Source organism: Acinetobacter sp. Tr-809, assembly GCF_011753255.1.
Lineage (GTDB): Bacteria > Pseudomonadota > Gammaproteobacteria > Pseudomonadales > Moraxellaceae > Acinetobacter.
The window spans coordinates 43,465-68,444 of record NZ_VWVZ01000004.1 but is presented as its reverse complement, the minus strand read 5'-3'; the positions used below and the strand labels follow the sequence as shown (position 1 = coordinate 68,444).

Genomic DNA, 24,980 nt, shown 5'->3' with positions numbered 1-24,980 from the left:
AAAATAAAATATGTAAAAAAACACAATGATTCTAATGCTTAAAATTTAGTAACTTTTTATGCGATTCTGGCAAGTTTCAGCCACAAAGAAGTCGATTTAGGCTAAGATAACCTGCTTTTTATTTTTTAATCCCATAAGAAGGAATAATGCCGTGGACGTACGTCTCTCTGATCGTGTCAATGCCATCAAACCGTCCCCTACACTTGCAGTGACCAATAAAGCCGCTGAGCTTAAAGCTGCTGGTAAAAACGTGATTGGTTTAGGTGCAGGCGAACCAGACTTTGATACCCCTCAACACATCAAAGATGCTGCAATTGAAGCGATTAATAAAGGCTTTACAAAATATACAGCTGTAGACGGTACTCCAAGCTTAAAAAAAGCAATTATTGCGAAATTCAAACGCGATAATGATTTAGATTATCAAGCCAACCAGATTCTCGTGTCTTGTGGTGGTAAGCAAAGTTTCTTTAACTTGGCACTTGCTTTGTTAAACAAAGGTGATGAAGTGATCATCCCTGCACCTTTCTGGGTAAGCTATCCAGATATGGTGATTATTGCTGAAGGCACACCAGTCATCGTGAAATGCGGTGAAGAACAACGCTTCAAAATCACACCAGAACAGTTAGAAGCGGCAATCACACCAAATACACGTCTAGTAGTATTAAACAGCCCTTCAAACCCAACAGGTATGATCTACACCAAAGCTGAATTAGAAGCTTTGGCAGAAGTGTTACGTCGTCACCCACAAGTATTTGTTGCTTCTGATGACATGTATGAACCAATTCGTTGGGAAGATGAGTTCTACAACATTGCAACTGTTGCACCAGACTTATATGACCGTACCATTGTTTTAAATGGCGTATCTAAAGCTTATGCAATGACAGGCTGGCGTATTGGTTATGCAGCTGGTCCTGCAAAAATCATTGGTGCGATGAAAAAGATCCAGTCACAATCCACTTCAAACCCAACTTCGATTTCGCAAGTTGCAGCTGAGGCCGCATTGAATGGCCCTCAAGACGTATTACAGCCAATGATTGAAGCATTCAAACGCCGTCATGACTTAGTGGTTAACGGCTTAAATGACATCAAAGGGATTTCTTGCTTGCCTGCTGATGGCGCATTCTATGCCTATGCCAATATCCGCCCGTTAATTCGTGCCAAAGGTTTAAAATCTTGCACAGAGTTCTCTGAATGGTTACTTGAAGAAACTGGCGTTGCTGTTGTTCCTGGTGATGCATTTGGCTTAGGCGGATTTATGCGTATTTCTTACGCAACTGCTGACGAAGTATTAGTTGATGCTTTAGCGCGTATCAAAAAAGCTGCGGATTCAATTGAAGGCGTTGATGCCGCAATTGCATCGATTGCAGCAGAAAAAGCTGCAAAATAATTTTTCTGCAATAAAAAAGAAGCTTCTCAATGAAGCTTCTTTTTTATGTCTTAAATTGATATCTTCAATACAGTTAGACTTTCATAAAAACTATTCTATTCCGCAGATTCACCACTAAAAAGTGCAACCACCTCAGCTTCAGTCATCTTCTTGGTCGAGTTTTGAAAAGCATAGAACTCAGGTTTAAAATCAATATAAATCTCCAAATCAAGATTTAGATCTTTGGGTGACTCATTCAATGCAAATGCGTTGATATTGCAATAATTTTGATCTTTAGTCCGCCAAAATAAATTGGTACCACAGGCATTACAAAAGCCTCGCTCGCCCCAAGCCGATGAGTTATAAACAGACAGGTGATCTTGTTTTAAAAATTTTAAACTTCCCTGTTTGACATCAATCGTCATAATCACACCACTGGTCTGTCGACGACAAATCGAACAGTGACAGGCATGTACATCATGATTACTTAATTCAACTTCAAATGTGGTTTCACCACAAACGCATTGTCCCTTCATTATCATTTACCTTTTATTCAGAATTGTTATGCATGATTTTTCAAATAGCATAAAACAATCCGAATCTTTAGCAACGAACAATTTGTAAAACAGCCCCTGAGCACCTGTAATACTTGACACTTTCGGCTGCAAAGTCTACTTTATATACAAGTTCTATTTTGGAACTATGAAAGGATAAATAAGATGAAACACCCGAAAGAAATGAACGGACTTGAGTTTTTAACCGCGATGTGTGAAGGACACATTCCACCTGCTAGCATTAGTGAAACTATTCCCATGCAGCCAATAGAAGTTGCAGAAGGTTTTATCAAATTTGAGGTTCAAGCAGATCAACGCCACCTCAACCCACTAGGAGGCGTTCATGGTGGTTTTGCTGCAACTGTACTCGATTCAGTGACAGGTTGTGCTGTTCATACACTTTTAGAAGCAGGTGTCGGGTATGGCACTATTGATCTAAATATTAAAATGTGTCGCCCTATTCCTAAGAATCAAAAACTCACCGCGATAGGTAGCATGATCAATATCAGTAAAAACTTAGGTATTTCTGAGGGTAAGATTGTCGATGCAGATGGCAAACTTTATGCCCATGCAACCGCAACCTGCATGATCATTCGCCCATAAGCACAGATTAAGCAAATGGGCTATTTCATCATAGCCCTATGCAATGGCCTTATTCGCTTGAAAGTTTTTTGGTCGAAGACATAAATGACTGAATACTGCGTATTGCCAAATGCTTTTCACTTGTACTGAAACAACCTTTTGCTCTGCAACAGACCAAGCCAAAGCAGTGTTTGCACCTAAAAATAATTCACCACCAAGTTGAAATAAATATAAAGGTGCGTGTTCATCAACAGCTGATGTATTTTTTTGTGTGAGCAGATCTTTAGTCGTTTGAATTTTCCACTTATTGCCAAACCACAATTGCAATAAATCACCCAGATACAAGGCTTGTTGTTTAAATGGAAAAGTATTTATAAATGCATGTTCAACTGGCGTGTAATACTGCACAGGATCTTGAATAATTTCGAGATAGCGCTCTTGATAAAAAGACAAATTTGAAAAAATAGATTGAATATTAAGAATAGTCATTTCGACCTCCGGTTTAGCCATTTTAGTGCTGGCAAGTAGGGTTAAATCCACACTGTTTAGATGAATATCTAAACGCTCTTTCTAATTCGAATCTAGCAATAGCCTGTTCAAAGTTCAAGTTATTTTTCCTACTTTATCTCAATTGTGCAAATAAAAAGCATACGATGCAAAAATGAAAGAAACATGACACTTTTATCTTGACCAATTTTAAAAGCTGCCTATAATGGCACTCAGATTCTCCCATAGCTCAGTCGGTAGAGCGACGGACTGTTAATCCGCAGGTCCCTGGTTCGAGCCCAGGTGGGAGAGCCAAGATTCTAAAAAGCCCATATCATTGATATGGGCTTTTTATTTTTCTATTGGAAAATTCTCCAATTTTAGACATTAGAACGGTAGAAATGCTGATAAAAAGTACAGTTAAATCAATATTTAATTTTTTTCTTATGAATTGCTTGACCACTGCCTCCTTCATGCATAGAATGCATATCCAGATTCTCCCATAGCTCAGTCGGTAGAGCGACGGACTGTTAATCCGCAGGTCCCTGGTTCGAGCCCAGGTGGGAGAGCCAAGATTCTAAAAACCCACTCTTAATTGAGTGGGTTTTTTATTTGCTCTTTGATAAATACATGTTTGAATCGAATCACTTCTTATTTCTAACTATTGGTTTTATTAGTACAGCTATATTATTCTTTAGCTGCATACGCCCTTTCTTTCCCAAACAAAAGTTCTTTGCTCGACCTGTTATCACATCATTTGAATCTAGAATGTTTGTACGTTTACAACAAGCCTTTCCACAGCATCATGTGCTTGCGCAGGTTGCCTTTAGTGCATTAATTACCAGTGATCACTACAAGATCCGCAGCAAGTTTAATCGCAAGGTAACAGATTTCGTAGTGCTAGATCAGCAGATGAATGTTTTGGCGATTATTGAGCTAGACGACCCAAGTCATTTAGGAAAGGAATTAGAAGATAAAAAGCGCGATCAGATGTTGCAAGAAGCAGGTTATGTCGTACAACGCTATACACAAATTCCATCTGTAAAACAGTTACAGATGGATATTCGATAATAAGCTAATTTAAGAAAGGTTATTCAGCCTTTGTCGCTTGTTCAGCATTTTTCTGCTGTTCAAATTTCTTTGCCATTTCAGCGCGTTGCTGGTCATATTTTTTCTTGGTTTGTGCATCACTTTTGGCAGCAACAAAGGCCATACCGACAATAAAAATTGGAATCAACAACCCCAAACTCATTAATAACCAAGGAACTGACTTTTTTTCAACAGGCGGCTGGCTCATAAGTGATTTAAACTCAAATTGCATGGCTTTAAACAGTGCAACAATATAACAAAAAAGAGCCTCTATAAAGAGACTCTTTTTAAAAGCTAATTTTAAATGAACAAAGAAATTTTAGAATTTACCAGTACAGTGAGGGCTCTTGCTTGCATCCTTCTGTGCATCTGTTAATACAATGCCTGTACCCGCTGACATATTAGCTTGGATAAAGCCATAAGCATCCGCATTTTTACATACAATTGCTTGAGTATGACTCGCCCCAACAACTGGCAAGAAGGTTACCTTTGTACCAAGTGCCTCTAATCCTTTTTGCAAGGAATCTGTCACTGGATAAGGCACTGCCATATCTAATGTCCCCTGAATAATCATCACGGGACTGTTTATTTTCTTAGTCGCGGGTTGATTATCTGTTAGGAATTTTTTCACTGTTGGATTTTCTTGGAAGTTACCCGCTAAGCCTGGATAGTCCAAAACAGTTTTCGTGCTATCTTTGCTGATAAAGTCACGAATATCTGCTGCAAACTTATTATGCAAATCATCTAAACATACGCCATTTTCACCTGTAGTACCTTCAGCAAATTCAGCAATTGAACGAGAACGTTCCTGAAAAATTTCTCGATAATTAAATTTAGGATCATAAGCAGTAATACCTACAGTCGTATATGCAGCATAAGCAAGTAGCTCTGCATAGACTTCAACAGCTGTGCCTACTGGTGCAAGACCAGCCTGCTCTTGCTTAAGAATATTTGCAATTGCCTGTGGTGCAACAACAGAGATGATATAGCCAAGGCTAGATGCCGGTGCGCCAGCAACGGCCCCTTTATAATTCGCATCATTATTTGCAAATTCAGCAGTACCCAATGAACCATGACCACCTTGAGACTGACCAATGGACATCCATTGTCCGTTGAGTTTTGCTCCATAATGATCTTTTGCTGCTTTAACTGCTGCAATCGCAGATTTAGCTTCACTACCCAAGTTTAGATATGGATGAATTCCTGGAGTTCCCAAACCTTCATAATCTGGTGCAATCACCACATAACCCGCCGCCAATAAAGTATCTGCGAGGATTTTAAAGCGAGGATTTACAGTATTATTACTTGGGGCACAGCTATCTCCTACCCCAACTGTACCATGCTCCCATACGACGACTCGGTAACCATCAGCAGGCTGAGCAACTTTAGGAAACATCACCAATGCAGTTGCTTTGGCAGTACGACCTTGTACATTCACCATGTTATAAGTCATTACCTTGAGTGATTCGGCATTATCCACTTTATCCTTGGAATAAGTCGTTTCAGACAGATAAGTTTTATTCGAATCTACCCCAGTGTAATCATCATCATTGTCATTACATGCGGTTAAAAATAATGCAGAAATAGAGAATGTCATTGCCAACGCAATTTTAGACCGTTTCATAAAATATCCTTTTAGTCCTTGTTTTATTTTAAGCATGAAACTACATGCCACTTTATTAAGGCATAAAAAAAGTGCCCTGCATAGAACACTTTTCAACTATTCAGTCAGTTTAAAATATTAATTCTAAAAAAATTCCAATGAAAATAATCAACCCCACCCAACGATTGTGACGGAATGCCCAAAAACAAATTTGCGGATCACGACCTTTGGTTTTAAACGCCTGATAGGCAAAATCAGCAGCGACAATTAACAGTGCAGCCAATCCGAATGGCAATAACAGATTTTCCAAATATAAAGCCCCACCGATGAGGAGCAAGCTTAAAATTTGAAGTAAGCCAATAATCTGTATATCGTAACGACCAAATAAAATCGCTGTAGATTTCACCCCAATTTTTAAATCATACTCTCGGTCGGTAATCGCATACTGAGTGTCATAAGCCACGGTCCATGCCAAATTACCAAAATATAAAAGCCAGCAAGTTAAATCTAAAGGCTTACCCATTGCGGTAAAAGACATAGGGATTCCCCATGAAAATGCCATGCCTAAAACAACTTGTGGCAAATGTGTATAACGCTTCATAAAAGGATAAATGAATGCCAACACCAAACCGGCTAAGGCACAATAAAACGTTGCAATTGGGAGGAAAAATAAAGTACATGCACTTGCTGCAACCAACCCCAAAAAAACATAAACCGCTTCGCGTGGGCGAATGACACCTGTCGCCAATGGACGAGTCTTGGTACGCTCTACATGAGCATCCACTTTACGATCAGCAAAGTCATTGATCGCGCAACCCGCTGCACGCATAAAAATGGTGCCCAAGACCATCGCAATGAGAATCTGCAAGGGAGGTAAACCTCCAGCAGCAATCCATAGTGCCCACATGGTTGGCCAAAAGACCAGTTCTGTGCCTACAGGCTTATCAAAACGGCATAAATAATAATAGGCTTCTAAGCGTTGCCGCCATGTTGTGTGTTGCACTGTTTCCATGATGAATCCTTAGAGTCAATGCTGTCGAATAAACTGTTCAAATGCAGGGAGAAAAGTCTCTTGCACGATAAATTTGCAACCATGCCAAGTATAACAACTTTGTCTGGTCCACCCTTCTTCCAGATAAATCACTCGTCTTTCACAGGCAGGATTGGTTCGTTGAAATAGGAACCAGCCAATTGGCTTATTACGGATATGCCGAAATAATCGCGCTTTCTTGTGTAGACTTAAAATTGGAAAAATACTTTTTGCTTTGACCCAAGCTTCTGTTTCACTACCATAAAGATTGGTTTCTCGCACCCATGCAATATGGTGTGCTGGCATTTTCATCCACTGGCTATCGTTAAAGGTGAGTCGTTGAAAATGTTCTGTAAGACGTTCGACATGAAATTCCCCCTCACCCAGATCAGTCAATTGCTGAGTAAGAGAACCAGATGCATACAACCATTTTTTCATTTCAGTTGGGATCTCTCGTCCCTTAATTCTGTTTGGTCGTAAATTTCGCATGCTTGGCTCACTAAAAACATCATTAGGGTCTGCTGATACTTCAGCCATGCATTGCGTTATAGGCTAAAACCACACAAACAAGGCATGGAACGTAGACAATGGCGATACCCTTGTCAAGTTTCATAACGAAGTTTGGGGAAGTTTTAGACATAACCCTTCGGGACAGGGTTATTTTTTGATATTACTACGTTAGCTCGTCTTCATTTAGAGGCACTAAATTTCATACGACCCGCCTTGTAACATCTAAAAAATATCCTCTGTCGCAAGCATCTGTGAAGTGCCAGCAGACCCTATGAGTGTACATGAATTTCTTTGGAAAAAGCGCATGACTTTCAATTGAATCAAAAACATAAAAAAAGCTCGCCGAAGCGAGCTTTTTCAATCTATATGTATTACAGGCTGTAGTACATATCAAATTCAACTGGGTGAGTCGTCGTGTTAAGACGGCGTACATCTTCAGTTTTAAGTTCGATATATGCATCAAGCATTTCTTTAGTGAATACACCACCTTTCAACAGGAACTCATGATCCGCTTCAAGTGCAGCAATCGCCATTTCTAAGTTGTGAGCAACTGTTGGGATTTTTGCTTCTTCTTCAGGAGGAAGATCATACAAGTTTTTGTCAGCAGCTTCACCTGGGTGGATCTTGTTTTGGATACCGTCAAGACCAGCCATTAACAATGCAGCAAAACCTAAGTATGGGTTCATTAATGGATCAGGGAAACGTGCTTCGATACGTTTGCCTTTAGGGCTAGAAACGTAAGGAATACGGATAGAAGCAGAACGGTTACGTGCTGAGTAAGCAAGCATAATTGGTGCTTCGTAGTGTGGAACCAAACGCTTATAAGAGTTTGTACCTGGGTTAGTAATCGCATTCAACGCACGCGCGTGTTTGATTACACCACCGATGAAGAACAATGCCATTTCTGATAAACCAGCATATTCATCACCAGCAAACAAGTTCTTGCCATCTTTAGATATTGACATGTGAACGTGCATACCAGAACCGTTATCACCAACCATTGGCTTAGGCATGAATGTCGCTGTTTTACCATATTGGTGTGCAACGTTCCAAACTGCATATTTGAACTGTTGAACTTCGTCCGCTTTACGAACTAAGGTATTGAAGCTCACACCAATTTCTAATTGGCAAGATGCAACTTCGTGGTGATGTACTTCTACACGACCAGGACCCATGATGTCTTCGATACGTGCACACATTTCAGCACGCATGTCTTGATGAGAGTCAACTGGAGGAACTGGGAAGTAACCACCTTTAACACGTGGACGGTGACCTGAGTTACCTGCTTCGTAGTCTTTACCTGTAGACCAAGCAGCTTCTTCAGCGATTAATGTGTGGCGCGCGCCAGACATGTCGATGTCCCATTTTACTTCGTCAAAAACGAAGAATTCTGGTTCTGGACCAAAGAATGCTGTATCACCGATACCTGTAGATTTTAAATATTCTTCAGCACGACGAGCAATCGAACGTGGGTCACGCTCGTAACCTTGACCAGTTGAAGGCTCGATAACGTCACAAGTCACAACAACTGTAGGTTCAGCAAAGAACGGGTCAAGGAAACCAGTTTCAGCATCTGGACGTAAGATCATGTCAGAAGCTTCAATGCCTTTCCAACCTGCGATTGAAGAACCATCAAACATTTTACCGTCTTCAAATGTATCTTCATCAATCGTGTCAGCTGGGTAAGTTACGTGCTGCTCTTTACCCTTAGTATCAGTAAAGCGAAAATCGACCCATTTTGCGCCACTTTCTTTGATGAGTTGAAGGACCTTGTTCGCCATGCTCATTTGCTCCAATGAAATTTCTATGCACCTGTTAAGTGCGTGTTAGTTGTTGATATCTAATTAGCAATTATCATACCAACAATTTTAAAGCATACCTAAAACATTGAAATTCTTTGCAGAAAAAATGCTTTAAGCTCCATGTCCTATGTCTACTATAATGCTTATATCCAAAAACGCACCATATTCAAACATTCCTATTTTAGTGCGTCCCTAAAAAAGACAAAATGAACCAAAATAGTGCAATACATATAACAAAGAACCAATGTAGTGCCAATTACGCTATTATTCTTAGCATAAATTGGCTTTTTATATCATTCTTTTCAAGATCATTCCAATCAATTCATTTAGACTTTAGATTCACTTTCTTGTTTTTTCACCAAGCCTTTCAATTACAAAAATTTATTCTCGATTAAGAGCGCATTTTAAACCAAGAATATCGAGCAGCTCCCAACCTACGCCTTGCTTCAAAATTTTCCACATTAATGATCTGTTTTGTTATGATGATTTCCCGTTATCGCTAGAATAATCTTTTCTCTATTAAAGATAGATGAAAAAGCGCAGCGTTCAAATCGGCTCATCGAATTCAATAGCACAATTAAGTGCATATTTTTCAAAAGGTTATAATCATGCTTCTAATGATTGACAATTATGACTCATTTACTTACAACATCGTTCAATACTTTGGCGAGTTGAATCAAGAAGTAAAAGTTGTTCGTAATGATCAAGTGACATTAGAGGATATTGAGCGATGGCAGCCGAAATATCTGGTGATTGGCCCTGGTCCATGCTCTCCGAGTGAGGCAGGTATTTCAATTCCAGCCATCAGTCACTTTGCTGGGAAAATCCCTTTGTTGGGTGTTTGCTTAGGTCATCAAGCGATTGGACAAGCTTTTGGTGGAAATATTATCCGTGCTAAAACAGTGATGCATGGTCGCCTATCCGATATGCACCATAGTGACAAAGGGATTTTTAGCAACTTACCGTCACCTTTTGCAGCGACACGTTACCATTCATTGGTGATTGAACAGGAAACTTTGCCTGAATGCTTAGAAGTCACCTGTTGGACCAATCAAATAGATGGCACGATTGAAGAAATCATGGGTGTCAAACATAAAACACTGCCTGTGGAAGGTGTGCAATTCCATCCTGAATCCATTTTGAGCGAACATGGTCATCAAATTTTCAAAAACTTCTTGGATATTTATGCTTAAGCTCAAGATTTAACAATACCTAAGCACCTAAACAGCCTATTTTTTTAAATAGGCTGTTTTTATTTTGAACATATAAAAACAATATACAACTCATACATACTGCATAAATTTTCAGCATTAAAATTAGTCTGAAAACTTACACTTAAAAACAAGTCATTCTTTTTCAATAATTAATCCACTTTTCACACGTTATAAAAAGTAAGTTCAGTCCTTGATTTCTGTTTTACCTGATTGCATTTTACTTTTTTAGATTAACTATAGTCATAGGAATGATTAAGTTTCAGGGCGGCTGGATGATAGAATCTAAGTCATTGTTCTTAGCATTCCCCTGAATGATCTATCAGGATAACCTATTGTGAATACCTTGGTTTTATTGAATATTATTGTTTTCGTCCTGCTCATGGCAGGATTGTTTTTTAGCTATCGTAAAGATTGGAGTCTCTCCAAAAAAGTTCTGATCGGTATGATCGTAGGTATCTTTTTTGGTTTAGCCCTTAAAGCGATCTATGCTGACAGCCCTGTTATTGAGCATTCAATTGCATGGATTAACCTTGTTGGTAATGGTTATGTACAACTATTACAGATGGTGATCATGCCTCTGATTTTTATTTCAATTTTAAGTGCAGTGGTGAAGTTACACCAAACCACTTCTCTTGGAAAAATCAGTGTACTCGTGATTGGTATCTTGTTAGTCACCACAGCAATTGCCGCACTTGTAGGTGCAGGCATCACCAATTTATTTGGCTTAACAGCTGAGGGGCTGGTACAAGGCACCAAAGAAGCAGCGCGTCTAGCGACCATCCAAAGTCAATATATTGGACAAGTGACCGATTTAGATGTTCCTAAGCTCCTGCTTTCTTTATTCCCTCAAAACCCATTTGCCGATTTAACCGGTGTTCGCCCAACCGCAATCATTAGTGTGGTGATTTTCTCTGCATTTTTAGGTGTAGCAGCACTTAAACTGATGGATAAAGATACCGTCAATGGCGAAAGAATCAGACACGGGATTGAAGCACTGCAAGCCTTGGTGATTAGTCTTGTCCGTTTAGTGATGCAATTTACACCTTATGGTGTATTGGCACTCATGACCAAAATGGTGGCAACAGCAAATGTTGCTGACATCGTTAAGTTGGGTGAATTCCTCGTCGCATCTTATCTTGGCCTTGCGATTATGTTCCTCGTACATGCGCTGATTTTGCTGTTTGTGCGTGTCAATCCAATCGACTTTTTCAAGAAAGTTTTCCCTGTTTTAACTTTTGCATTTACCAGCCGTTCAAGTGCCGCGAGTATTCCGCTCAATATCGAAGCACAAACCAAACAATTGGGTGTGCCTGAAGGGATTGCCAGCTTCTCTGCTTCCTTTGGTGCAACCATTGGTCAAAATGGTTGTGCAGGTTTATACCCTGCAATGCTGGCGGTGATGGTTGCGCCAACAGTCGGTATCAACCCACTTGATCCATTATGGATTGCCCAATTGGTTGTGGTGGTAACACTCAGTTCGATTGGTGTAGCTGGTGTCGGTGGCGGTGCAACTTTTGCTGCTTTAATTGTCTTACCAGCAATGGGCTTACCGATCACTTTAGTGGCACTTCTCATCTCAATTGAGCCATTGATTGATATGGGTCGTACTGCATTAAACGTTAACGGTTCGATGACTGCAGGCACAGCGACCAGTCAATTACTCGGTGTCAGAAATCCACAACCAGATAATGATGCTTAAGCCAGATTAAAACAAAAAAGCCAACGCATGATCGTTGGCTTTTTTTATGACTAAATAAATTACAACTTCAATTGTTGCACAAGCGAACCATCTTGCTTCGCAACTAAGGACTCACAGAGTTGGATTCGTTCCTTAGTTTGATTTAAACCACGCTCAACCCCAACCAGCTCTTTGGTTCTCGGTGCAAAGAAGGCATTCAACTGCGTCGCTTCTTGTTGTGAACAGGCTGCACCACTAAACAATGCAGGGAAACGTCCAGCAGAAGACTTACCTAAACGATCAAACACAGCATCGTGATTGGCCTTAAACCATGACCAAAGTCCGCCTTGTTCACCGCTATAGCTATTGATTGAGTTAATCACGGTACGTACTTCACCGACTTTCACACGTGGGTCTAAAACTAACTGACGTGCCTGCTGCCGTGTTTCCACCTGATTTGCTGAACCTAAGGCTGTGAGAATCGCCAAACGTTGCGTCGGTTGCGTGATGCGTTGTAACTCCCCCACTAAACGATCAAAGGTAGGCTGCCCTTTTTCTTGGACACGTACTGCCAGAATCGTTGGCAATAATTCAGGGGTGAGCTGGGCAAAGTTCAGTTGCGTCTGTTCAAATAAAGCGTCAGATTGCTTTAACAGTTTTTGGCGCACTTCTGGCACTTGAATTTCCAATGCAAGAAATTGTGCTAACTCACTACGCCATAAGCTATCCTCAGCAGACTCACCTGCTTTGCTCGCATAACCTAATTGATTCAATTTAGGTAGATACAAATTTGCGAGCACTTTTCTAAAATGTTCACGTTCTGCTTCTGTCTTCAACACATGGCGCTGGATGGTGCTGAGCTGCTGAAACAATGCCGTACTAATCTGTCGGCTATTCGAGTTCGCAAACTTCTTCGCCACATCTACCACCGCCAACAGATTAATATCACCATGGTTAAATGCCGCTGAAACAGCATAGGCATAAACCAATTGTTCAGTATTAGAGAGTTTTTCAGTCGCTGCCGTCAAACGAGCAAGTTCTGGTTCGGGCAAACTAAATTGGTAATAGCCTGCCGCATCAGCATTTGGAATATACCAACTGTTAATACTTGCACCTTTGAGTTCAATTTTGGCTTCGGCTTGGTCAACCAGTTCACATTGGACTTTACTCGCTGCATTTGGAACTTCGTAACGTACGCATAATGGTACACCCCAAAGACTGTTGGCATCACCTTTGGAACCAACAGGTAAATAACGTGTTTGTTTCACATTCAAAAAGACTTTATTACCTTGTTGCTGTAATGAGGTATTCAGCAACGGTACACCCGGTTGATCAATAAAACTTTTCACCGCTTTGCTAAAACGCTCAGCTTGACCAGACTGTTCTGCGAGGGAGCTAATTAAATCATTGGCTGTAGCACTGCCATATTGATGCTTGTTAATGTAATTACGCACCCCTTGTTTGAATTTTTCCTCACCTAAATAGCTTTCAAACATATTTAAAACAGCTGCGCCTTTTTGATAGGTAATGCCATCAAAAGCGGTTTGAATATCCGCATTGCTTAAAATTGGCTGACGGATACGGCGTACACTGACCAAGCTATCACTTTTCATCGCCCCTGCAGTATCAACGACACGTTCAAGATCAGCGTTAAATTCAGGATGTAATTGTTGAGTAATCTTACTTTGCATCCACGTGGCAAAAGATTCATTCAACCACAGGTCATCCCACCACGGCATGGTCACCACATCCCCAAACCATTGATGCGCTAATTCGTGTGCATTGACATTAAATGAACTCTGCACAAAAGACACTGGAGAGTCTTTATCTAGCAGCATCAAATAATCTCTGAATGTGATCAGTCCGGGATTCTCCATCGCGCCCGCCGCAAAGTCAGGTGCAGCAAGCAAATCCAGCTTGTCGAATGGATATCCGAATGCAAAATAATCTTCTAGTGTTTTTAAAATCGCTGGAGTTTCAGACAAGGCATGCTGCATTTTCTCAGCCTTACCATCAGGTGCAAGACCGCGTAATTTGATCGCCTGTTTACGCCACTCAGTCGCACCAATATCAGGACCTTGTTGTACTTGCCAAGGGCCAACAGCCAAAGCTAATAGATAGGTTGGCAGCGGTTTGGTCGGTGCAAAGCTTAAGGTTTTCCAACCTGATTTTTCGGCCTGTTCAGAGACTTGATTGGTATTGGCAAAACCTGAATATTTGCTTGGTATGGTTAATCGAATATTAAATGGCGTTTTAAAGCGCGGCTCATCAAATGATGGAAAAGATTGACGTGCGCTGATCGCCTCCATTTGAGTCATGACATAAGGTTTACCCTCAAACTCAATTTTATAAATACCATCCAATTGCTGATCATAATCGGCATTGAAATCCAATACTAAGCGGTATTGCCCTGCGGGTAGTGTCTGGGCAAATTTAATCAGACTAACGCCATCGACTTCCGAAGCTTGCTCATATTTGGCCGTGGTTTTCTGCCCAGTTGCGGATAGGATGTTGGCGTCTTTTACCGATAAAGATTTACCATGAATCCAAACATGATCGGTTGCTTGGGTCAGTTTTAAATGGATTGTAGTTTTACCGGTATAACTTTTTTGTGCAGGATCAATTTTAAAATCTAAATCATAAGATTCAGGTATGGCCCATTCAGGTAATTTACCGATTGGAATTTGTTCATTGCTATTTGATGCAAAAATCTGTGTTGCAGATAATGAAAGTAATGTTGTAAGTAGCAATTGTTTTTTAAATGAAGGTTTGACCAACATAGGAGATCTGTCCTCTGTAGTTTTTAAAATAAAAAGACGCAGCAAATGGTGTACCACTTTGCTGCATCCACACATCATTCTTAGAATTTATAATTAAACTCCAACCAACCCTGACGGCCGATTGGTGAATATGATCCTACTGGATAATATGGCCATCCGCCTGTGTCATCGTGTTTCACTTTGTCAAATAGATTGTTCACAATGATTGATGCAGAGGCCTTGGGTGAAATTTTATAAGTTCCACTCCAATTGACCAAATAAGTCGGGCTTAAGTAAGCCGTTTGATTACCGTTTGGAATCTTGCCATAGCGATTGACTAATACGGTTGATGCCCAATCACCCAGACTCCAACTGAGACTGGTATTAAAACGGTCTCGCCAATCTGGAATAGTTAAGTCTTTTAAGTAGTTATCTTTTTCACCATCTTTTGATTGTTGATATTCACGTTCAAGCACACGACTATAATTCACCGTCCATAGGAAGTTACCCAGATTTTCAGTTTTCCAGCGCCATTTGCTGGTGAAATCAATCCCGCGAGTATGATCTGAGGCAGCATTGATCGGTACAATATTGATATTATTGATCACATTTGGATCGACCACTGCATTTGTAGGGTTGCGCTCTACACGTGCCAACGCATCAACACATTGTGCCGAATTGATATCTTGTGCACCCAAATGACAATCAGCTTCTAAACGTAAAATCTTATCTTGACTTAAGTTCGTCACCAGATTATCAATTTTGATATCCCAATAATCGACGGAAATATCAAACTTATTACTCGGAGACCACACAAAGCCTGCACCATAAGATTTACCTTCTTCAGGTTTTAAATCTTTGTTGCCTGTTAAGGTGTAGTTCGCGCCAGGCGAATAATCTTTAAAACTACATTTATCTAATGCTTGCCCCGTTTGGCTACAACGTAAATAATCGGTGGTACTTGGGAAATACCCTCTTTGTTTATTTAAAAACAGATAGTTCATATCTGGTGCACGGAAACTAGTGGCGTAGTTGCCTCGCACCAATAAGGTTGGATGTGGTCTAAATTCTAAGCCTGAACCAAAGGTAAATTTATCAATACTGCTATCGGATAAGGCATAGCGGTCATAGCGTCCAGACAAGGTGAGGTTGAGTGGCTTGGCTAAAGGTAAGAATAATTCCGTACCTAATGCCTGACGGGTACGTGCCCCACCATATTCACCACTGGAAGTGGCATTATAGAAGTCCCCATTTTCCACCGCCTTATCGGGTTTGATTTTAAAACCTTGGCGTCCAATTTCTGCCACAGCAGCAAGCTTGGCCGTTCCTGCAGGCAATTCAAACACATCACCATTTGCACTCAGGGTTAAACTCTGTGCCCAAGACTTGTCGTTTTCCTCAGTTGTGCCTGAAATGCTTCTAAACTCACTGGCGGTCAGTGGCCGACTGATACGATCCAGATTCGGTGAATAAATTGGAATGCCATCTTGATCTACACCGAGTCGCTGACCTAAGAAGTATTCATCAACATTCGAACGAACCAATCCCTGTTTACGTAATTGACTGGTATAAATCGAGCCATTATAGGCTGCTTCATAGCTCCAACTACTGTCCCCAATATCGCCACGGATACCAAAGTTCAAATTGGAGGAGAGTTCTTTCCATTTTTTATTGGCTTGCTCAACACCACCGAGTTCTTCTGGTGCAAAACGTCGTGTCCAGATTTCATAATTGCCAGAATCTTGATTCAGAAAATAGCCACTACTTGCGCCTAAAGAAGTCCATGTCGGGCCACGAGTATTGTTTTCAATTTGATTGGCACCAATCAAAACATCTGCGAAGAGTTGGGTTTTCTCATTCAGCTCATAATCTAAACCGAGATAACCATTTTGGCTGCGATTCTTGGTTTGAACTGTCCAATAAGTTGGTCGAGCCAAACCACTGGCACAGTTATCTGCTCCCGCTTTGCCAATATTTGTTACTGAACCTTTAAATAGATCATCAAATGCATCACAGCCACTAATTGAAAGATACTGGCCTGTTTTGGCATTTTTACGTCCAACGATCGTGTCTGGCTTTTCCCCTCGACGCGTTCGGCTCGACATAAAATCTCGGTCAGCCGCCCAAATCGGTTCGCGTCCACTCAGTTCAACACCATAAACCAGATTGAGCTTGTCCAGTGTTTTACTGCCACTCAGTTGTAGACGTAAATTTTCACCACCATCTTTAGTGCCACCAGCCTTAATATTGAATTGAGTTCCATCGGTTTTCTTTTTCAGGATGATATTCACCACACCTGCAATCGCATCTGAACCATAGATTGCGGAAGCTCCACCATTCAAGATTTCAATGCGGTCAATAATCGCAGTCGGAATATTGGCTAAATTGACAAAATTCACTGCGCCATCATAAGGCACTGGATAATCTGCAACTCGGTGTCCATTAATTAAGGTTAAGGTATGGTTCGGCCCCAAACCACGCAAACTAATGGCATTGGCGGCAGGCGTAAAGGTATTGCCATAATCCGCACCTTGTACAAAACCTGTATTTTGGGTCAGGTTATTTAATGCATCAAAAGCATTGCTAAAACCGTGTTTCTCGATATCGGCTGCGGTAATGACCGTTACACTGGTTGGGCCATCTTTTTGCGCTTTTGAGATACGTGAACCTGTCACCGCAACATGCACCACTTTATCCGATGTTGTCTTTGTTTGTGGCTTTTCTACATTTGTCTCAGCATGGGTCTCTAATGGATGAAGACATGCAATAAAGACAAAAACAAAACAACCTTTGTTTTTAACAGCCCCAAGATATTTCAAGTAATTTAGATACATATTTATGAATGAGTAAAATGAAGACCGCCCTAATATATCCACTTTTATTTAGTTGATTTATACTCATTTTTTCTAGTGATATGTACGAATAAGATATACCAAATGGTTGATTATTTATCATAAAAACTAAAATAACTCTCCCATAAAATAAAACCTTTTTCATTCAATCACTCCCAGCCACAAATTTACCAATGCGCCTAAACGGGTTAAATTTTAAAAACTCTCTAGCCACAACCCAAATCTTGAGTTATTTTCTGCTAACATAGCCATTTAGCGGGTGGGACACACACCACATAAAGCTGAGCTATCCTTCATCATCAACTACTTTCAACTAAATTTTTTAATCATTAAATGCTGTAACTCATGACTATGAATATCCAACAGGCACTCAATAACATTACCAAGAACATCCATCTGACCCAGCCACAAATGGAAGATGTCATGCGCAGTATCATGCAAGGTGAAGCCACTGATGCTCAAATCGGTGCGCTAATGATGGGCTTGCGCATGAAGGGTGAAAGTATTGATGAAATTACAGCTGCCGCACGTATCATGCGTGAATTCGCGATTAAAATTGATGTCAGTGATATTCCTCATCTGGTAGATATCGTAGGCACAGGTGGTGATGGTCAAAACTTATTTAATGTTTCAACCGCTTCCAGTTTTGTCATCGCTGCTGCTGGAGCAACTATTGCGAAACATGGTAACCGTGGCGTATCAAGTAAGTCAGGATCTTCTGATGTGCTTGAACAGATTGGCATTCAACTTGATTTAGATATGCAGCAAACAGAACGCTGTATCCGTGAAATGGGCGTTGGTTTCCTGTTTGCGCCAAATCATCATAAAGCCATGAAATATGCGGTAGCTCCACGTCGTGAATTGGGCATTCGCAGTATTTTTAACTTACTTGGTCCACTCACCAACCCTGCTGGCGTAAATCGTTTTGTGATTGGCGTATTTTCAGATGAATTGTGTCGTCCCATTGCCGAAGTATTAAAACAGCTCGGTGCGGTACATGTGCTGGTGGTACATTCTAAAGATGGCCTAGATGAAATTAGCCTAGCTGCACCAACTGCTGTGGCTGAGCTTAAGGATGGCGAAGTTACCGAATGGACGCTGAACCCTGAAGACGTTGGTATCGCCTCTCAAACTCTCACAGGTTTAGTTGTCAATAGTTCAGAAGAGAGCCTAAAGTTGATCAAAGATGCTTTAAGTCGTGATAAATCAGACATTGGCGAAAAAGCAGCAAATATGATTGCACTGAATGCAGGTGCAGGCATTTACGTCGCAGGCATTACCAAAACCTATAAACAAGCCGTTGAGCTGGCTCAAGATATTCTTTACGGCGGACAAGCCTTAGAAAAAATGAGTATCTTGGCTGAATTTACCAAGACATTGAAACAATATCAGGCAGACTAAGGACTTCTCATGATCGATATTCAAAATACCATTTTAGGTAAAATTGTTGACCGCAAACATGAGGAGCTTGCAGCACGTTTAAAACAACGTAGCTTGCATGATGTCGAGCAATCGGCCAAAGAAGCAACGCCTGTGCGTGGTTTTGCCAATGCTTTACAGCATAAGCGCCCTGCTGTAATTGCAGAAATTAAAAAAGCATCACCTTCTAAAGGTGTGATCCGTGCAGACTTTAATCCTGCGGAAATTGCACAACAATATGAACAGGCGGGCGCTGCTTGCTTATCAGTATTGACTGATGTGGATTTCTTCCAAGGTGCAGACGAAAATATTGCGATTGCACGTCAGCATTGTGCCTTACCTGCTTTGCGTAAAGATTTCTTGATTGATCCTTATAATGTGGTTGAAGCACGTGCGCTGCATGCCGATTGTATTTTATTGATCGTGGCATGTTTATCCGATCAACAACTGGAAGAAATGTCGAAGACCGCATTTGAACAGCAGTTGGATGTGTTAGTTGAAGTACATGATGAATATGAATTAGAACGTGCGCTAAAACTTTCTGAGCAATGCATTTTGGGTGTGAACAACCGTAATCTTAAAACCTTTGATGTGGATTTAAATACCTCATTGCGTTTAAAGAAATTATTGCCTGCTTCTCGCGTTTTGGTGACAGAAAGTGGTATCGCCACGCCTGCTGATGTAGAAATGATGCAAGCCAATGATATTCATACTTTCTTGGTCGGCGAAAGCTTTATGAAGCAACCTCGCCCTGATCAAGCATTTCATGCATTGTTTGGGCAACCTGAGCAGATCTAAGCAAATCAGGTTCAAGGTAATTTTGCCTTGAACCTTTTAAATGTTGCTAGAACCACATATAGACTCTAAATAAAAAATAAAAATTAGAGTTCAAAATACTAAAAGATTAAAAATCGATGAAACAATATGAGTAATTTTTTATTAATCTTGGGGCTGATCTTTTTAGTTGGCTTTCCTATTTATAGTCATCTATTTTTCTACGAAAAAATTCAGAGTTTTAAAGATCCAAGAGTCGCTTATTTCTTTACTTTAATTCCTGGGCTTATTCTTATTGGCATTGCCATGTATTTATCTCCTGCAAGGACCTACATTAAAACTGAAGAGTGTGGCATCGTAAAACAATATAAAATGTTCCCCAAGAAACGAAGTCAAATCGAGCGCCTGGCGATTGTCATGGACCAATCTGGCTATATTCGTTATTTTGACTTTGATCATACTCTGCCGCGTGTTCAAGTAAATGAGCATATATGCTTTGAACTTTATGATCGCTTTAAGAATAGGGGCTTAAACCAGTCACGCATTATCAAAATTACTCCTCCTCCTTAAGTAATAAACGCCATTAAACACTTAGTTTTTAATACAACGATCACAGTAGAAGTAAAAACTAAAGTAATTTCTCCCCCTACATATTCAGTTGTTTATAATCATTTAAATTGCATTCCTTTTCCCCATGAATGCAATTCAGTTCAAATCATCACAGATTCGGACTATAATTTTACATCTCTCGTATCTTGCCTATTTTTCTAAACTTATGAGTAAACATGATTCATCGCTTTCTAAAGACCAGTTTAACTTACTGAAAGCCTTTAAAAAGCAAATCTCTAATCCTCAAGCGACTGCCATTGCAAAGCAAGCAGAGTCAAAAAAGACTCAAGCTGTTGCTGAAGAGTTGGAAGATACTGAGCTTTTTAAAAAAGCCCTGCTTGGGGTAAAACCAATCGACAATCAAAATATTGCCGATACCAGAGTTGCACGCAGTAAAAAAGTTGATGCTCAAACCTTGGCAAAACGTGCTGCGGCAGAAGGTGGCACAGAGCAAGAGCTTACAGAGATTTCGGATACTCAAGCAATCTTAAATCCTGTTGCTAGCCAAGCGACTTTAAGCTACCGCATTGCAACTTTACAGCACAAAGTATTTGAAGATTTAAAAGCAGGCAAAATTCGCTGGTTTGAGGCAGTTGATCTACATGGCTGTACCGTTGAGCAAGCCCGTGCTGCGGTTCTACAAGTGATTCAAATGGCAAAAGATGAAAATCAAAATGTCGTTAAAATTGTTCACGGCAAAGGTCCAGAAGCCATTTTAAAAACCTATGTCAATGGTTGGCTCAGACAGCATCGTGATGTGCTTGCTTTCGTCAGTGCACCTGAAAATCAAGGCGGTACAGGGGCTGTTTTAGTCTTGCTCAAACGTGCCGAAAAGAACCCTAAGTACAAACAGTAATCGGCATTTTTATCAAAATTAAGATTTCCAATCGTTTTCTGATACAATTGCCGTTTTTGTTCAACCCACCTAAGTGAACATTGTTATGTCTATGCAGCAATCGTACGCAAATATCTTAACTGCCGTTGGTGAAGACCTAAATCGCCCGGGCTTAAAAGATACGCCAATGCGTGCGGCTAAAGCTTTCTCTTTTTTAACTTCTGGCTATAGCAAAACGCTTGAAGAAGTTACAAATAGCGCGCTCTTCCCTTCCGATAACCATGAGATGGTATTGGTCAAAAATATTGAATTTTATTCACTTTGTGAACATCACCTACTGCCATTCTATGGTCGTGTGCACATTGCATATTTACCTGAAGGTCAAGTTTTAGGTTTATCAAAATTTGCGCGTATTACAGAAATGTTTGCACGTCGTCTACAAGTTCAAGAGAACTTGACACAGCAAATTGCAGAAGCAGTTGCAGAAGTGACTCAAGCACGTGGTGTTGCTGTTGTAATTGACTCTGCACATATGTGCATGATGATGCGTGGTGTAGGTAAACAAGAGTCGACTACACGTACGGTTTCTTTTGTTGGTGATTTTAAAACCGACAAAGATGTACGTCGTGAATTCTTAAGCGCTGTTCCTGAAAACTATTAAGCTGAGCAGCGTAGAATGTCATCAGTTCAGTTAGCAGGTTTCGGCGAGTTAATCGCAAATGAAGCAAGTATTGATTATCCTCGTCCCGATCGTTTGGTTCGAGGTAATCCTGAACGTTTAACCTATAGTTTATATGAACATCCACATATGGACTGCGGTATTTGGCAATGCGAAATTGGTGCTTGGAATATTCAGTTTGCTCCCAATAAACAAGAGTTCTTTCAAGTCATTGAAGGTGCTGTACGTATCCACGACGCAAAAACCAATTCTTTTATTGAAGTAACCGCTGGAAATGCAGGGATTATTCCACCCGCATTTGTCGGTACATTTGAAGTCATTGAAGCAGTTAAAAAATACTATGTGATTGTTGAGGTTTGAACAATCCGCTTTAAATCTCAAACTCATTTGGAAAACTTGCCAAATTTTTTATTTCACCTAATTCAATTGCATATAATTTACAGATCATCAATGCTTCAAACCGCCATTTCCCCAATAATGCAATTTTGTGGAAAAATTTCTTAGTCCAGTATTTACCTTGCTGCTGATCATGTTCAATCTGTTGCAGATATAAATTCATCGTAGAAACATCGACTGTTGTATTCAATAGGCTATCTAACTGTTTAAACGGATAATCAACTGCGTAATTTTCACTAATCGTTTCAACGTCAAGATAGGGATAGCTAATCAGATCAATGAGCCGATCTGAAGGATAAGCTAACAATCCATCGAGTATTTTTATAATATCAGCCTCATCTCCATAACACATTGCGCAACAAAGCAATAACAATGCATGGCTATAATCCGTCGTGAGTTCTATTGCAGCAACTCCAAGCTGTTGTCCATGCGACTGAATGAGAGACCGTAAGTCAGAATAGGCCAACCAGAACTGATAAACAGACAGATAAATTTCTCGGATTTGTGTTGAAGGCAAACCCAAGTCATAAGCAAGACGAATCAGATAGGTCAACTCCAAACAAAAGTTTTTTAAATATATTTCTTGTTCTAATAACTGATAGACATCCAGATCATCAAGCGCATATGGATCAAAGTATAAGCTCTCATTTTCTTTATACTCTGAAACTTGCGCTTTAATATCATTCCAATGATCTAAAGATCCTGATTGAGAAATTCTCCATTTTGTTCGGTCAGAGATACTTGCTTGGACCTCATCCAATTGTTGTTGTAATTTTTCAAATTCTTGTGCTTGATCAATATTATTCATTATTAAAAAAACCGTACATAGCCCATACCAATTTTATTCCAGTCTTTATGATCCTGTTGTTCAAAATCCCAGTTTAAACGTAAAGCATGATTTGTATTTAGACTATATTGAAGCTGCGTACCGACTCTTAAACTCCACTGACTCTGATCTTGCCAATACGGTAATTCTACCTGTACTACACTGTTGATATTATCAGACCATACGTTCATACAACCTACAGTTGGCCCAGCGCCAACTCGCCAACCTTTATCTAAATTTTTTCCGCCTTGAATATGACTTTGTAGTTGGGCATAACATAAATGCCGACGATCATAATCTGCCACGCTATAACCGACTTGCATATTCAGATTCATCACGCCATGTTGTTGATCTTCACTAAATTGCCCTTTCTCAACTGACTCCTGCTTCCAGCCAAAATTAAAACCCCAAGTGATTGGCGCTTTAAATGGCTGAATCGGGTTATAGGAATTCACTGATAATAGATCTAAATGTTCGAGCTTGAGCTTGTCCTCACGGTATTGCAAACTACCATCTAAAAATAAGAGTTGCGTCCCTGTTCGATAACCACCTTGTGGATCAATCAAATCGTGATAGGCTTGACGATGCCCAAGTTCAACGAACTTCTGCCCTTGTACTTCACCCACATTTACCGACAAGTTACGGGCATGGTGCCCTTCTACAGGCTGCTTTTTCGGACGTATCGGTTCTTGACGTTGCATCACAACCTCAATTTGACTGCGCTGCGCAAGTAACTGACGTAATTGGGGTTGAGCAAAATCCGCATCGACCCGATGGCTAATATATTGTAAGTACAAATCATCATAAGCCATTTCTAAAATCTTGGCCTGATCTTGTGACTGATATCCGTTTAAAATGAGTTGAACTTGATCTATTTCAGTAAAGGCAACTTGATGAGCAACTTTTGCTAAAGCAGTACCATGTTGTTTGGCCTGTGCAAGTAACTGTGTTTCTAAAGCTGGTCGATACACCACCTCTTTGACTAAGTCTTGTTGATCGACAGCTTTCAAGGTTTCAATCGGAATCGCAGCATATTTAAACTGCTGTTTTAAGTTTAAATTGGGACGAACCAAGTCAATTAAGCCCAATAAACGGTAAGCACAATTATCACTGACAAAATAATAAGGAAAACTTACATGCTGCATTTCCCAAATATGCTCGACCAAAAAACGAGTTTCCTCAGGTGTTAGGTTGAGCTCATACTCCCACAGGTCACGGCTTTCAAAATCACCATATTCTTTTACCTTGCGGTAATACGGCATTAGAGAATATTCACCTGGATACTGCCCTGTTAAGCCTTTCCATGCATAGGACCAATTATCATCACCTTTCACAGTCGCAGCATAGTTCACTGCATAGGACACTAGATTGAGTTGCTTCTGATCCTCAGGGTCTAAACGCAATAAGGTATGCCCAAACATCGAGCTTGGATTACCCATAAAGTCAGTTGCATAAATCAAAGTCGCTTTATACGGCTTGATTTGATTTATCCAGTCCTCAAATTCCGTACAATTGGCTTTGGGAAGCTGTTGATCCTTGATGTTGAGCTGTTGCATCAACCAACGACTACGCGCGGGAAATTTACAACGGATCGATTGATTATCTGGAGCTTCAACAAATAAAGCTTTAATATCAGCTTGTAATTCATTATTTAAATTGGTTTTACCATCTTTCGCATAAAAATAACCCGTATAAGTGACTTCGCTATTTTGTTTTTGGTCGGCATACATCAAGCGCTGCCATGTGATGTGTTGGTCTAATTGTTTTTGTTTGGCAATATTCAGATAAGTTTGAAAATCGGATTCAACCGTCGCATGGGCAAAGTGACACATCAAAGACGCAAGTGCAAAAGTAGCTAATTTCATTCAATCGCAATTTTTAAGAATAATGATAGTCGGTATAAGAAAACCCTGTCAT

General features: G+C 40.3%; 21 protein-coding genes, 2 tRNA genes and 1 pseudogene. 13 read left to right on the top strand and 11 right to left on the bottom strand.

The features are described 5' to 3' along the window. Positions 1-151 precede the first annotated feature (151 nt). The gene (locus tag F3J02_RS10130) at positions 152-1,387 is read left to right on the top strand and encodes a pyridoxal phosphate-dependent aminotransferase (RefSeq protein WP_167248972.1); all 1,236 of its coding nucleotides are present in this window, start codon (positions 152-154) and stop codon (positions 1,385-1,387) included. Between the two features lie 95 nt (positions 1,388-1,482). Here F3J02_RS10130 and F3J02_RS10125 read toward each other — a convergent pair whose 3' ends face one another. Then, positions 1,483-1,902, bottom strand: coding sequence for a GFA family protein (locus F3J02_RS10125; protein WP_167248970.1), 420 nt, complete (start codon positions 1,900-1,902; stop codon positions 1,483-1,485). Between the two features lie 183 nt (positions 1,903-2,085). On the opposite strand from F3J02_RS10125, the gene F3J02_RS10120 reads away from it, so the two are divergent. After that, positions 2,086-2,523, top strand: coding sequence for a PaaI family thioesterase (locus tag F3J02_RS10120; RefSeq protein WP_167248968.1), 438 nt, complete (start codon positions 2,086-2,088; stop codon positions 2,521-2,523). A gap of 36 nt (positions 2,524-2,559) precedes the next feature. Here F3J02_RS10120 and F3J02_RS10115 read toward each other — a convergent pair whose 3' ends face one another. Next, positions 2,560-2,991 (bottom strand): hypothetical protein, encoded by a 432-nt coding sequence (locus F3J02_RS10115; protein WP_167248966.1) that lies wholly within the window; start codon positions 2,989-2,991, stop codon positions 2,560-2,562. A 236-nt stretch (positions 2,992-3,227) separates the two neighbouring features. Here F3J02_RS10115 and F3J02_RS10110 point away from each other — a divergent pair. The 3 genes from F3J02_RS10110 (at position 3,228) to F3J02_RS10100 (ending at position 4,059) form a co-directional block, all read left to right on the top strand. Next, a tRNA-Asn gene (locus F3J02_RS10110) sits at positions 3,228-3,303 on the top strand. 181 nt (positions 3,304-3,484) lie between these two features. Next, positions 3,485-3,560 (top strand) — tRNA-Asn (locus F3J02_RS10105). A 58-nt stretch (positions 3,561-3,618) separates the two neighbouring features. Beyond that, complete coding sequence (locus F3J02_RS10100; RefSeq protein WP_167248964.1) at positions 3,619-4,059, top strand: DUF2726 domain-containing protein; 441 nt, start codon at positions 3,619-3,621, stop codon at positions 4,057-4,059. Between the two features lie 19 nt (positions 4,060-4,078). Here F3J02_RS10100 and F3J02_RS10095 read toward each other — a convergent pair whose 3' ends face one another. From F3J02_RS10095 to glnA, 5 genes are all read right to left on the bottom strand, one after another. Continuing rightward, positions 4,079-4,285 carry a hypothetical protein gene (locus F3J02_RS10095; RefSeq protein ID WP_167248962.1) on the bottom strand — a complete coding sequence of 69 codons (207 nt, stop codon included), beginning with the start codon at positions 4,283-4,285 and terminating at the stop codon, positions 4,079-4,081. Between the two features lie 111 nt (positions 4,286-4,396). After that, positions 4,397-5,701, bottom strand: a complete 1,305-nt coding sequence (locus tag F3J02_RS10090; protein ID WP_167248959.1) for an alpha/beta hydrolase — start codon at positions 5,699-5,701, stop codon at positions 4,397-4,399. A 109-nt stretch (positions 5,702-5,810) separates the two neighbouring features. Continuing rightward, positions 5,811-6,692 (bottom strand): 4-hydroxybenzoate octaprenyltransferase, encoded by an 882-nt coding sequence (gene ubiA / locus F3J02_RS10085; protein WP_167248957.1) that lies wholly within the window; start codon positions 6,690-6,692, stop codon positions 5,811-5,813. A 15-nt stretch (positions 6,693-6,707) separates the two neighbouring features. Beyond that, positions 6,708-7,199 carry a chorismate--pyruvate lyase family protein gene (locus F3J02_RS10080; RefSeq protein WP_167248955.1) on the bottom strand — a complete coding sequence of 164 codons (492 nt, stop codon included), beginning with the start codon at positions 7,197-7,199 and terminating at the stop codon, positions 6,708-6,710. A 392-nt stretch (positions 7,200-7,591) separates the two neighbouring features. Then, positions 7,592-9,007 (bottom strand): type I glutamate--ammonia ligase, encoded by a 1,416-nt coding sequence (gene glnA, locus F3J02_RS10075; RefSeq protein ID WP_171057879.1) that lies wholly within the window; start codon positions 9,005-9,007, stop codon positions 7,592-7,594. Between the two features lie 623 nt (positions 9,008-9,630). On the opposite strand from glnA, the gene F3J02_RS10070 reads away from it, so the two are divergent. Further along, positions 9,631-10,215 (top strand): anthranilate synthase component II, encoded by a 585-nt coding sequence (locus tag F3J02_RS10070; protein WP_167248953.1) that lies wholly within the window; start codon positions 9,631-9,633, stop codon positions 10,213-10,215. 355 nt (positions 10,216-10,570) lie between these two features. Continuing rightward, on the top strand, positions 10,571-11,935 hold the full coding sequence (locus F3J02_RS10065) for an L-cystine transporter (protein ID WP_167248951.1): 1,365 nt from the start codon (positions 10,571-10,573) through the stop codon (positions 11,933-11,935). Positions 11,936-11,994: 59 nt separating this feature from the next. Here the strand turns inward: F3J02_RS10065 and F3J02_RS10060 are convergent. Together F3J02_RS10060 and F3J02_RS10055 are read right to left on the bottom strand one after the other, a co-directional pair. Next, positions 11,995-14,767, bottom strand: a pseudogene (locus F3J02_RS10060) (M1 family metallopeptidase). 7 nt (positions 14,768-14,774) lie between these two features. Then, on the bottom strand, positions 14,775-17,507 hold the full coding sequence (locus F3J02_RS10055) for a TonB-dependent receptor plug domain-containing protein (RefSeq protein ID WP_167248947.1): 2,733 nt from the start codon (positions 17,505-17,507) through the stop codon (positions 14,775-14,777). Between the two features lie 369 nt (positions 17,508-17,876). On the opposite strand from F3J02_RS10055, the gene trpD reads away from it, so the two are divergent. The 6 genes from trpD (at position 17,877) to F3J02_RS10025 (ending at position 22,201) form a co-directional block, all read left to right on the top strand. Beyond that, a complete protein-coding gene (trpD, locus tag F3J02_RS10050; RefSeq protein ID WP_167249511.1) occupies positions 17,877-18,926 on the top strand; it encodes an anthranilate phosphoribosyltransferase in 1,050 nt (349 codons plus the stop codon). Between the two features lie 9 nt (positions 18,927-18,935). Then, on the top strand, positions 18,936-19,742 hold the full coding sequence (gene trpC / locus F3J02_RS10045; RefSeq protein WP_167248945.1) for an indole-3-glycerol phosphate synthase TrpC: 807 nt from the start codon (positions 18,936-18,938) through the stop codon (positions 19,740-19,742). Between the two features lie 126 nt (positions 19,743-19,868). Then, a complete protein-coding gene (locus tag F3J02_RS10040; RefSeq protein WP_167248943.1) occupies positions 19,869-20,288 on the top strand; it encodes a hypothetical protein in 420 nt (139 codons plus the stop codon). A gap of 205 nt (positions 20,289-20,493) precedes the next feature. Next, positions 20,494-21,183, top strand: coding sequence for a Smr/MutS family protein (locus tag F3J02_RS10035; RefSeq protein ID WP_167248941.1), 690 nt, complete (start codon positions 20,494-20,496; stop codon positions 21,181-21,183). A 91-nt stretch (positions 21,184-21,274) separates the two neighbouring features. After that, positions 21,275-21,823: a GTP cyclohydrolase I FolE gene (gene folE / locus F3J02_RS10030; RefSeq protein WP_005202404.1), complete on the top strand. Its 549-nt coding sequence runs from the start codon at positions 21,275-21,277 to the stop codon at positions 21,821-21,823. A 15-nt stretch (positions 21,824-21,838) separates the two neighbouring features. Beyond that, complete coding sequence (locus F3J02_RS10025; RefSeq protein ID WP_167248939.1) at positions 21,839-22,201, top strand: cupin domain-containing protein; 363 nt, start codon at positions 21,839-21,841, stop codon at positions 22,199-22,201. Between the two features lie 10 nt (positions 22,202-22,211). Here the strand turns inward: F3J02_RS10025 and F3J02_RS10020 are convergent, their stop codons facing one another. Then, positions 22,212-23,045 carry a DUF1911 domain-containing protein gene (locus F3J02_RS10020; protein WP_167248937.1) on the bottom strand — a complete coding sequence of 278 codons (834 nt, stop codon included), beginning with the start codon at positions 23,043-23,045 and terminating at the stop codon, positions 22,212-22,214. 2 nt (positions 23,046-23,047) lie between these two features. Next, the gene (locus F3J02_RS10015) at positions 23,048-24,928 is read right to left on the bottom strand and encodes a DUF4105 domain-containing protein (RefSeq protein ID WP_167248935.1); all 1,881 of its coding nucleotides are present in this window, start codon (positions 24,926-24,928) and stop codon (positions 23,048-23,050) included. Positions 24,929-24,980: the final 52 nt, after the last annotated feature.

Bases quoted from the DNA above. Each gene is read 5' to 3' on its own strand.
- F3J02_RS10120 (WP_167248968.1), top strand. From the start codon at position 2,086: ATGAAACACCCGAAAGAAATGAACGGACTTGAGTTTTTAACCGCGATG.
- F3J02_RS10035 (WP_167248941.1), top strand. From the start codon at position 20,494: ATGAGTAAACATGATTCATCGCTTTCTAAAGACCAGTTTAACTTACTG.
- folE (WP_005202404.1), top strand. From the start codon at position 21,275: ATGCAGCAATCGTACGCAAATATCTTAACTGCCGTTGGTGAAGACCTA.
- F3J02_RS10055 (WP_167248947.1), bottom strand. From the start codon at position 17,507: ATGTATCTAAATTACTTGAAATATCTTGGGGCTGTTAAAAACAAAGGT.
- F3J02_RS10100 (WP_167248964.1), top strand. From the start codon at position 3,619: ATGTTTGAATCGAATCACTTCTTATTTCTAACTATTGGTTTTATTAGT.
- F3J02_RS10080 (WP_167248955.1), bottom strand. From the start codon at position 7,199: ATGCGAAATTTACGACCAAACAGAATTAAGGGACGAGAGATCCCAACT.
- F3J02_RS10095 (WP_167248962.1), bottom strand. From the start codon at position 4,285: ATGAGCCAGCCGCCTGTTGAAAAAAAGTCAGTTCCTTGGTTATTAATG.
- F3J02_RS10040 (WP_167248943.1), top strand. From the start codon at position 19,869: ATGAGTAATTTTTTATTAATCTTGGGGCTGATCTTTTTAGTTGGCTTT.
- F3J02_RS10070 (WP_167248953.1), top strand. From the start codon at position 9,631: ATGCTTCTAATGATTGACAATTATGACTCATTTACTTACAACATCGTT.
- trpD (WP_167249511.1), top strand. From the start codon at position 17,877: ATGAATATCCAACAGGCACTCAATAACATTACCAAGAACATCCATCTG.
- F3J02_RS10090 (WP_167248959.1), bottom strand. From the start codon at position 5,701: ATGAAACGGTCTAAAATTGCGTTGGCAATGACATTCTCTATTTCTGCA.
- F3J02_RS10115 (WP_167248966.1), bottom strand. From the start codon at position 2,991: ATGACTATTCTTAATATTCAATCTATTTTTTCAAATTTGTCTTTTTAT.
- glnA (WP_171057879.1), bottom strand. From the start codon at position 9,007: ATGAGCATGGCGAACAAGGTCCTTCAACTCATCAAAGAAAGTGGCGCA.
- F3J02_RS10020 (WP_167248937.1), bottom strand. From the start codon at position 23,045: ATGAATAATATTGATCAAGCACAAGAATTTGAAAAATTACAACAACAA.
- F3J02_RS10015 (WP_167248935.1), bottom strand. From the start codon at position 24,928: ATGAAATTAGCTACTTTTGCACTTGCGTCTTTGATGTGTCACTTTGCC.
- ubiA (WP_167248957.1), bottom strand. From the start codon at position 6,692: ATGGAAACAGTGCAACACACAACATGGCGGCAACGCTTAGAAGCCTAT.
- trpC (WP_167248945.1), top strand. From the start codon at position 18,936: ATGATCGATATTCAAAATACCATTTTAGGTAAAATTGTTGACCGCAAA.
- F3J02_RS10125 (WP_167248970.1), bottom strand. From the start codon at position 1,902: ATGAAGGGACAATGCGTTTGTGGTGAAACCACATTTGAAGTTGAATTA.
- F3J02_RS10025 (WP_167248939.1), top strand. From the start codon at position 21,839: ATGTCATCAGTTCAGTTAGCAGGTTTCGGCGAGTTAATCGCAAATGAA.